The sequence below is a fragment of the Winogradskyella epiphytica genome (assembly GCF_003217215.1).
Classification (GTDB): domain Bacteria; phylum Bacteroidota; class Bacteroidia; order Flavobacteriales; family Flavobacteriaceae; genus Winogradskyella; species Winogradskyella epiphytica.
Map to the genome: position 1 here is coordinate 252,312 of NZ_QJTD01000003.1, position 7,871 is coordinate 260,182.

General features: G+C 33.4%; 7 protein-coding genes. 6 read left to right on the forward strand and 1 reads right to left on the reverse strand.

Annotated features, from left to right (window positions below; genetic code table 11):
- The first annotated feature begins 95 nt into the window (after positions 1-95).
- Both DFQ11_RS10055 and priA read left to right on the forward strand, forming a co-directional pair.
- Entirely contained in the window at positions 96-518 is a 423-nt protein-coding gene (locus tag DFQ11_RS10055) for a DUF2147 domain-containing protein (RefSeq protein WP_110475753.1), read from the forward strand.
- A complete protein-coding gene (priA, locus tag DFQ11_RS10060) occupies positions 518-2,971 on the forward strand; it encodes a replication restart helicase PriA (protein WP_110475754.1) in 2,454 nt (817 codons plus the stop codon). The genes DFQ11_RS10055 and priA overlap by 1 nt, the downstream gene beginning before the upstream one ends.
- 848 nt (positions 2,972-3,819) lie before the next feature.
- Here the strand turns inward: priA and DFQ11_RS10065 are convergent.
- Positions 3,820-4,515, reverse strand: coding sequence for a LytR/AlgR family response regulator transcription factor (locus DFQ11_RS10065; RefSeq protein ID WP_008271090.1), 696 nt, complete (start codon positions 4,513-4,515; stop codon positions 3,820-3,822).
- Between the two features lie 201 nt (positions 4,516-4,716).
- Here DFQ11_RS10065 and rpsF point away from each other — a divergent pair, with 201 nt between their 5' ends.
- The 4 genes from rpsF to DFQ11_RS10085 all read left to right on the forward strand — a co-directional run bounded on the left by rpsF (position 4,717) and on the right by DFQ11_RS10085 (position 6,828).
- Positions 4,717-5,061, forward strand: coding sequence for a 30S ribosomal protein S6 (gene rpsF, locus DFQ11_RS10070; protein ID WP_110475755.1), 345 nt, complete (start codon positions 4,717-4,719; stop codon positions 5,059-5,061).
- Positions 5,061-5,360, forward strand: a complete 300-nt coding sequence (rpsR, locus tag DFQ11_RS10075; RefSeq protein WP_172837628.1) for a 30S ribosomal protein S18 — start codon at positions 5,061-5,063, stop codon at positions 5,358-5,360. Before rpsF ends, rpsR begins: the two co-directional genes overlap by 1 nt.
- 14 nt (positions 5,361-5,374) lie before the next feature.
- Entirely contained in the window at positions 5,375-5,836 is a 462-nt protein-coding gene (gene rplI / locus DFQ11_RS10080; protein WP_110475756.1) for a 50S ribosomal protein L9, read from the forward strand.
- Positions 5,837-5,952: 116 nt separating this feature from the next.
- Positions 5,953-6,828: a glycerophosphodiester phosphodiesterase family protein gene (locus tag DFQ11_RS10085; RefSeq protein ID WP_110475757.1), complete on the forward strand. Its 876-nt coding sequence runs from the start codon at positions 5,953-5,955 to the stop codon at positions 6,826-6,828.
- Positions 6,829-7,871 lie beyond the last annotated feature (1,043 nt).

The following is a 7,871-nucleotide window of genomic DNA, read 5'->3' on the forward strand; positions in this document are numbered from 1 at the left end:
AAAAATTTAGTCTTTACTCAAAAGCCTAACCAAATGAGATGGTTTTTTTAATTAAACCTATTACATTTGGGATATAAACCATTGAAACTTCTATTATGATTAAAAATGCCTTATTACTACTTTCGTTCTTCTTCTTATGTTTTAACCTTTCAGCACAATCCATATTAGGAAAATGGAAGACTATTGATGAAAATACAGGTCAAGCCAAATCGATTGTTGAAATATTTGAAAATGATGGCAAGATTTATGGTAAAATTCTTTCTGTGGTCAATCCAGCAAAACAAGATGCAAAGTGTATAGACTGTGATGGGGATAAAAAAAATAAGCCACTTGTGGGTCTCGTATTCATAGAAGATTTATCTAAAAACGGTGATGTGTATGAAGGAGGAACTATTTTAAATCCTGAAAATGGGAAAGTGTATAGATGTAAACTCACACTAAACGATCCAGATACACTTCAGGTGAGAGGGTATTTAGCATTTTTCTATAGAACGCAATATTGGAAACGAGTTAAATAATGCTGCATTTTATTGATGTAATACTACCAATTCCTCTTCAAAAAGCATTTACCTATCATATTACTGAAGCAGAATCTGCATTCCTAAAACCAGGAATGCGTGTTGCGGTTCCTTTTGGAAAAAGTAAAATTTATACAGCTTTAGTCTATACGATTCATCAAAATCCGCCAACAGCCTACGAAGCAAAAACCATTCATCAGATATTAGATGATTCTCCTGTTATTACAGGGAGTCAACTGAAACATTGGGAGTGGATTTCTAAATATTATATGTGCAGTTTGGGCGAAGTGATGCGAGCAGCTATGCCTAATGCTTTTCTAATTGAAAGTGAAACGACCATTTCTAAAAATGACAAAGTAACGGTTGACGAATCTGATTTAAAAGATGAAGAGTTTCTGATTTATGAAGCTTTACAACGTCAATCCTCACTGAAGATCAATGATATTGTTTCAATATTAGATAAGAAACGCGTGCTCCCAGTGATTAATAGCTTGGTGAAAAAGGGCGTGGTGAATCTTCAAGAAGAACTTTACGAAAAGTACACACCAAAGTTGGTGCGTTACGTGAAGTTGCATCACAATCATAAATCACAAGAAAAATTACAAGAATTATTAGAAGTGTTAAGTCGTGCGCCTAAACAACGTGAGGTCGTACTGACCTTATTTACAATGGAAGCCGCTTTAAAGAAACCTATAAAAGTTACGGACTTATCAGAAAAAAGTGGAGCCTCCTCGAGTATAATTAAAGCATTGATAGATAAAGATATTTTAGAGGAATATCATATCCAAACCGATCGCGTTCAATTTGAAGGTGAAGGCGATGCTGATGCAAAGCATTTAAGTGATGCTCAGCAAAAAGCCTATAATGAGGTAGAAGCCGCTTTTCAAGAGAAGTCCGTGGCTTTATTACATGGCGTAACTTCTTCTGGAAAAACAGAAATTTATGTGCAGTTAATTCAAAAGCAATTAGACCTAGGGAAGCAAATATTATACTTACTTCCAGAAATTGCATTAACAACGCAGCTGGTTCAACGACTTCAAGATTATTTTGGAGAAAAAGTCGCCGTTTTTCATTCGAGATATACCAGTAATGAAAGGGTAGAGGTGTGGCAAAATATGCTGAATAATTCCGAAAAAGCACAAGTGATTATCGGAGCGCGTTCATCTTTATTATTACCATTTCGTAATCTAGGTTTAATTATTGTAGATGAAGAGCACGAACAATCCTTTAAGCAATTTGATCCTGCGCCTCGTTATCATGCGAGAGATGCGGCTATTGTTTTAGCTCATATATTTCAGGCAAAAACACTATTAGGTTCAGCGACACCGAGTTTAGAAACATACTATAATGCCACCCAAGGGAAATATGGCTTGGTTGAATTAAATACACGTTATAACAATGTCGTCATGCCAGATATTGAATTGGTTGATTTGGCCGACAAGTACAAGCGGAAACGCATGAAGGGGCATTTTAGCGATAGATTAATCGAGGAAATGACAGAAACCTTAGAAGAGGGTCATCAGATTATATTGTTTCAAAATAGACGTGGATATTCGCCAATAATAGAATGTACAACCTGTGGAACCTCACCACAATGTCCAAATTGCGATGTGAGTTTAACCTATCATCAATACAGAGATCAGTTACGCTGCCATTATTGCGGTTATAACTCATTGATGCTGAAAAGCTGCCAAGGATGTGGGAATGCTACTTTAGACACGAAAGGCTTTGGGACGGAGCAAATAGAACAAGAGGTAAGAACATTATTTCCCGAGAAGAAAGTCGCTCGAATGGATTTAGATACCACACGTGGGAAATACGGCTTCGAGAAAATCATCAATAATTTTGAACAGCGGGAAGTTGATATTTTAGTCGGAACACAAATGCTGACTAAAGGTCTCGACTTTAGACATGTGAAGCTAGTTGGGATAATGAATGCCGATAACTTATTAAACTTTCCAGATTTTAGAGCACACGAACGTAGTTATCAACTTATGGCGCAGGTCTCAGGTAGGGCAGGGCGTACCGATTTACGTGGTAAGGTGTTAATTCAGACGTATAATCCGCATCACAATATTTTACAGCAGGTATCGACGAATGCTTATAAGGAGATGTACGCAGAGCAAATGGACGAGCGTTACAACTTTAAATATCCTCCTGTTTACCGTTTGATTAAAATTACCTTCAAACACAAAGACTACAATCGTGTAAACCTTGCAGCGGATTGGTATGCCAAATCCTTAAAGCAAATCTTTAAAGCCAATGTTTTAGGGCCTGAAGCACCACCTGTAGCACGAATTAGAAACTTATTTCACAAGAATATTTTGGTCAAAATACCACCAAATCAATCCCTAGGCAAAACCAAAGAAGTGATTTTAAGAATTGACACAAGCTTCAATGCTGTAAAAGACTTTAGATCAGTTCGTGTTATTATTAATGTAGATAACTACTAGTCACCTAACTTATTTTGATGTTGTCACTTATCCCTTCAAATAAGCATAAAATGTCCGGCTGAGCACAGTCGAACCCCTTTTTAATACCTATTCTGTCTAGTGACTAAATTGTCAATTCGAGTGATTCCGAAGCATGAGAAATTGTATCTAGAAGCATTCTTATAACACAGCAACAATCTTTAACCATCGAAAGTCATATTTTCTTTTTTTTTCATATTAGAAACCACTTTCAATTATTGTGAATTTAGTTATAAGGGTTGTCTCCTTGAGGCTAAAGAGAAGCAAAATATATTTTGATTCGATATTACCGAGCGTAGCTCAATAGGGTTGTTTTTAAGTTTAAGAAAAAGTTATTCAAAAATATCTGATTAAAATTATTACAGATTAATAATACGAGTTTATAAGATTAATAGTTAGGGGTGTCCCCTCGAGGGGACTTTAGGGTTGTTTTTAAGTTTAAGAAAAAGTTATTCAAAAATATCTGACTAAAATTATTACAGATTAATAATACGATTTTATAAAATTAATAGTAGGAGATGTCCCCTTGAGGTTAATGAGAAGCAAAATATATTTTGATTCGAAATTACCGAGCGTAGCTCATTAGGGGTGTTGTCAAGTTTAAGAATAAGTTATGTAAAAATATCTAACAAAAATTTTTAAAGATTAATAAAACAAGTTTATAAAATTAGTAGTTGGGATTGTCCCCTCGAGGCTAATAACAAGCAAAATACATTTTAATTCGAAATTACCGAGCATAGCTCAATAGGGGTGAACAAAAAAATCCCAAGCTCAAGACTTAGGATTATTATAACTTATAATGTAATACTCTAAATGGTTATGTAGTGTTTTTACATATTATTTAAAGCATCAACAAGTTGGGTCTTTTTATTTCGACTCAATGGAATCTCATAAGCACCAACTTCAACATTCTTACTATTAAAACGGTCAATTTTATCAAGGTTCACAATATAAGATTTGTGAATTCTTAAAAATTTACCTTCTGGTAGTTCTTGTTCAAAAGCTTTCATTGTAGATAAAACGACAAGGCTATTTTCTTCAGTCACAACTTTAACGTAATCACCTAAAGCTTCAATCCATTTAATATCCTTAATATAAACCTTACGTTTCTTAAGGTTACTCTTTACAAAGATATGTTCACCATCAGTTTCATTAAAATCAAGTTTTAATTTGTGCTGCTCAATAGCTTTTTCTACAGCAGTATTAAAACGTTCTTTAGTAATTGGTTTCTGAAGGTAATCGGTAGCGTCATAATTAAATGCTTTAAAAGCATATTCTGTTTTACCAGTAACAAAAATAATTTGGGGTTTGTTGTTGAGGACGTCTAAGAGTTCAAAACCGTTTAATACTGGCATCTCTATATCTAAGAAGATTAGATCTACTTTGTGGGTATTAAGACCATTTTTTGTTTCTAACGCACTACTATATTCTGCAATAAGATTAAGAGAGGAATGATTCTCAATTAACTTTACTATAGAAAGACGCTGAATCGCGGAATCATCAACAACTACACAGTTTAAAGTCATAACATTATTCGTTTTAGGTTAAGATATCGACAATAGTACAATAAATTCGGTTAAAAAACAAATATTGCCGACAAACAGTATTTTTTAACATTACTTTTATAAGAACTCACCGAGACTAAATATTAAATTAAAAAACGTTGTCTAATATAATATAAATATGTATTTTTGCACCCGTTTTAACAATAAACAAATATATTTATTATGAATCATTATGAAACTGTTTTCATCTTAAATCCCGTTTTATCTGAAGATCAGATAAAGGAAACAGTAAAGAAATACGAAGATTTTCTTGTTTCTAAAGGTGCTAAGATGATTGCCAAGGAAGATTGGGGCTTAAAAAAGCTGGCTTATCCAATCCAAAACAAAAAAAGTGGTTTTTATCACTTATTCGAATTCACTGTAGCAGGAGAGGTTATTGAGCCTTTAGAACTAGAGTTTAGACGTGATGAACGTTTTATGCGTTACTTAACTGTGAAGTTAGACAAACATGCAATAGCATGGGCTGAGAGAAGAAGAGAAAAAATGAAACAAAAAGCAAAAGCGTAATTATGTCATCTATAGAACAACAAGCAAAAGGAAAGAAAGACGGTGAAATAAGATATTTAACGCCGTTAAATATCGAGACGTCTAAGACTAAAAAATATTGTCGTTTCAAAAAATCAGGTATCAAGTATGTAGACTATAAAGATGCAGATTGGTTACTAGGTTTTGTAAACGAGCAAGGTAAATTATTACCAAGACGTTTAACAGGAACGTCTTTAAAATATCAAAGAAAAGTATCTGTGGCAGTAAAGAGAGCTAGACATTTAGCTTTAATGCCATATGTTGCTGATTTATTAAAATAAAATATCATAACACAATGGAACTTATATTAAAACAAGACGTTGAAAATTTAGGATTTAAAGACGATATTGTATCTGTTAAGAACGGTTATGGTAGAAACTTTTTAATTCCTCAAGGACAAGCTGTAATGGCAACTCCGTCTGCTAAAAAAGTATTAGCAGAAACTTTAAAGCAAAGAGCGTTTAAAGAGAAAACTATTATTGCTGATGCTGAAAAAACTGCGGAAGCCTTAAGAGGATTAGATATTAAAATTACAGCTAAAGCTGGAACTGGTGCAACTGCTGGAGATAAATTATTTGGTTCTATTACCAATATGGATTTAGCTGCTGCACTTAAAGACGCAGGTCATGAAGTTGACAAAAAGTTCATCGCTATCACAGGTGGTAACATTAAGCGTTTAGGTCAGTATGAAGCTGCTATTAGATTACACAGATCTGTAACTGTCGATTTAACTTTCGAAGTGGTTGCTGAAGCATAATCTTATTATTATAATATGTAAAAAACCGTTTAGTTCGCTAAGCGGTTTTTTTGTAACTTTTTTTGCCAGAATATAGCCGTAATTGGCTTCCTTAATCAGATTTTAAATAGCTTCATATGAAACGATTTCTCTTACTCTTTTTAGTGTGCATTTTAGTGGCTTGTAAACAAGCACCAAAGGAAACTACAGCTAAAGCTGTTCCTCATTCTAAATTGATAGAGGTATTTAAAGCATCTCATAAAGGGTATCCAAATATCAGTGTACATCGGGGAGGAAAGGGCTTGTTGAATTATCCTGAAAACTGCCTAGAAACCATAAAATTTCTTAACGATAGTATTTCTGCCGTCTATGAAGTAGATGTCGCACAAACCAAAGATGGTCAACTCGTTTTACTTCATGATAATGCCATTGATAGAACGACAACGGGATCCGGAAAGATAAGTGATTTAACTTATGCCGAATTGCAACAATTTAATTTAATTGACGACTTCGGAAATAAAACCGACTATAAAATTCCATTATTTTCTGAGGTATTAACATGGTGCAGTAATAATAATGTAATTTTAACTATTGATATAAAAAGGTCAGTAAGCCAAAAGGACGTCATTAACGCCATTAGAAAAGCTAAGGCAGAAGATATTAGTCTAGTTATTACTTACGACCTTAAACAGGCTCGTATGGCTTATGAATTAGCACCTGACTTGTTATTGTCAGTTCCAGCTAGAAACCATGACGAATTTGATCGTTTGTTGAAGTCTGGAATTCCAACAAAAAATATGATCGCCTTTACAGGAACACGATTGTCAGATCAATCACTATTTCAAAGATTACATGACGAAAACATAGTCTGTATTTTAGGAACATTGGGTAACTTGGATAACAGAGCTGAAGCTAGAGGAGAGCATTTATACCGACAGTGGATAGATTTAGGGGCCGATATTTTAGCGACAGACAGACCATTTGAAGCATTTTTATCGGTTAACCAAAAATAAATAATTGAGCATGTCCCCTTGAGGCTAATGAGAAACAAAATATATTTTGATTCGAAATTACCGAGCGCAGCTCATTAGGGGTGTTTTTAAGTTTAAGAATAATTTATTTAAATATATCCGATTAAAATAATTAAGGATTAATAATACGAGTTTATCAGATCAATAGTAGGAGATGTCCCCTCGAGGCTAATGAGAAGCAAACTATATTTTGATTCGAAATTACCGAGCGTAGCTCAATAGGGGTGTTTTTAAGTTTAAGAATAATTTATTTAAATATATCCGATTAAAATAATTAAGGATTAATAATACGAGTTTATAACATTAATAGTAGGGATTGTCCCCTTGAGGTTAATGAGAAGCAAAATACATTTTGTTTCGAAATTACCGAGCGTAGCTCATTAGGGGTGTTTTTAAGTTTAAGAATAATTTATTTAAATATATCCGATTAAAATTATTAAGGATTAATAAAACGAGTTTATCAGATCAATAGTAGGAAATGTCCCCTTGAGGCTAATGAGAAGCAAAATATATTTTGATTCGAAATTACCGAGCGCAGCTCATTAGGGGTGTTTTTAAGTTAGAGAAAAAGTTATTCAAAATATCTGATTAATATTATTAAAAATTAATAAAACAAGTTTATAACATTAATAGTAGGAGATGTCCCCTTGAGGCTAATGAGAAGCAAAATATATTTTGATTCGAAATTACCGAGCGTAGCTCAATAAGGTTGTTTTTAAGTTTAAGAATAATTTATTTAAATATAACCGATTAAAATAATTAAGGATTAATAAAACGAGTTTATAAGATCAATAGTAGGAAATGTCCCCTTGAGGTTAATGAGAAGCAAAATACATTTTGTTTCGAAATTACCGAGCGTAGCTCATTAGGGGTGTTTTTCAGGTTTAAAAATAATGTTATTTAATAAATCAGACTAAAATTATTAAGGATTAATAAAACGAGTTTATCAGATCAATAGTAGGAAATGTCCCCTTGAGGCTAATGAGAAGCAAAATATATTTTGATTCGAAATTACCGAGCGTAGC

Coding starts and splice junctions, on each gene's coding strand:
- DFQ11_RS10055 (WP_110475753.1), top strand. CDS start 96: ATGATTAAAAATGCCTTATTACTACTTTCGTTCTTCTTCTTATGTTTT.
- priA (WP_110475754.1), top strand. CDS start 518: ATGCTGCATTTTATTGATGTAATACTACCAATTCCTCTTCAAAAAGCA.
- DFQ11_RS10065 (WP_008271090.1), bottom strand. CDS start 4,515: ATGACTTTAAACTGTGTAGTTGTTGATGATTCCGCGATTCAGCGTCTT.
- rpsF (WP_110475755.1), top strand. CDS start 4,717: ATGAATCATTATGAAACTGTTTTCATCTTAAATCCCGTTTTATCTGAA.
- rplI (WP_110475756.1), top strand. CDS start 5,375: ATGGAACTTATATTAAAACAAGACGTTGAAAATTTAGGATTTAAAGAC.
- DFQ11_RS10085 (WP_110475757.1), top strand. CDS start 5,953: ATGAAACGATTTCTCTTACTCTTTTTAGTGTGCATTTTAGTGGCTTGT.